1 rRNA gene is annotated in these 1,756 nt (G+C 57.5%); it reads right to left on the bottom strand.

Features of this window, described 5'->3' with window-relative positions:
• A 23S ribosomal RNA gene (locus tag ACZ60E_RS45690) occupies positions 1-1,698 on the bottom strand; the annotation flags it as partial.
• Positions 1,699-1,756 lie beyond the last annotated feature (58 nt).

Below are 1,756 nucleotides of genomic sequence, written 5' to 3'. Positions count from 1 at the left end.
CCTACACCCTTACCCCGGGACTACCACCGCCCGGGCTGGACTACCTTCCTGCGTCACCCCATCACTCACCTACTACAGGTCTGGTCCGTCGGCTCCACCACTTTCCATTCCCCGAAGGGTCCGGAACGGCTTCACGGACTTAGCATCGCCTGGTTCGATGTTTGACGCTTCACAGCGGGTACCGGAATATCAACCGGTTATCCATCGACTACGCCTGTCGGCCTCGCCTTAGGTCCCGACTTACCCTGGGCAGATCAGCTTGACCCAGGAACCCTTAGTCAATCGGCGCACACGTTTCTCACGTGTGTATCGCTACTCATGCCTGCATTCTCACTCGTGAACCGTCCACCACTGCCTTCCGGCGCGGCTTCACCCGGCACACGACGCTCCCCTACCCATCCATACAGGCGTTGGCCCTATTGCATGAATGACACGACTTCGGCGGTACGCTTGAGCCCCGCTACATTGTCGGCGCGGAATCACTAGACCAGTGAGCTATTACGCACTCTTTCAAGGGTGGCTGCTTCTAAGCCAACCTCCTGGTTGTCTGTGCGACTCCACATCCTTTCCCACTTAGCGTACGCTTAGGGGCCTTAGTCGATGCTCTGGGCTGTTTCCCTCTCGACCATGGAGCTTATCCCCCACAGTCTCACTGCCGCGCTCTCACTTACCGGCATTCGGAGTTTGGCTAAGGTCAGTAACCCGGTAGGGCCCATCGCCTATCCAGTGCTCTACCTCCGGCAAGAAACACACGACGCTGCACCTAAATGCATTTCGGGGAGAACCAGCTATCACGGAGTTTGATTGGCCTTTCACCCCTAACCACAGGTCATCCCCCAGGTTTTCAACCCTGGTGGGTTCGGTCCTCCACGACCTCTTACAGCCGCTTCAACCTGCCCATGGCTAGATCACTCCGCTTCGGGTCTTGAGCGCGCTACTAAACCGCCCTATTCGGACTCGCTTTCGCTACGGCTTCCCCACACGGGTTAACCTCGCAACACACCGCAAACTCGCAGGCTCATTCTTCAAAAGGCACGCAGTCACGACCCACCAAGTAAACTTGATGAGCGACGCTCCCACGGCTTGTAGGCACACGGTTTCAGGTACTATTTCACTCCGCTCCCGCGGTACTTTTCACCATTCCCTCACGGTACTATCCGCTATCGGTCACCAGGGAATATTTAGGCTTAGCGGGTGGTCCCGCCAGATTCACACGGGATTTCTCGGGCCCCGTGCTACTTGGGTGTCTCTCAAACGAGCCGTTGATGTTTCGACTACGGGGGTCTTACCCTCTACGCCGGACCTTTCGCATGTCCTTCGCCTACACCAACGGTTTCTGACTCGTCTCACAGCCGGCAGACTGTGAAAGAGAGATCCCACAACCCCGCATGCGCAACCCCTGCCGGGTCTCACACACATACGGTTTGGCCTCATCCGGTTTCGCTCGCCACTACTCCCGGAATCACGGTTGTTTTCTCTTCCTGCGGGTACTGAGATGTTTCACTTCCCCGCGTTCCCTCCACACACCCTATGTGTTCAGATGTGGGTGACAGCCCATGACGACTGCCGGGTTTCCCCATTCGGAAACCCCCGGATCAAAGCCTGGTTGACGGCTCCCCGGGGACTATCGTGGCCTCCCACGTCCTTCATCGGTTCCTGGTACCAAGGCATCCACCGTGCGCCCTTAAAAACTTGGCCACAGATGCTCGCGTCCACTGTGCAGTTCTCAAACAACGACCAACCACCCATCACCCCC

Source organism: Streptomyces sp. NPDC102514, from assembly GCF_055584525.1.
Note: the sequence above shows the minus strand (reverse complement) of the source record. Positions and strands in the feature narration are given on the sequence as shown.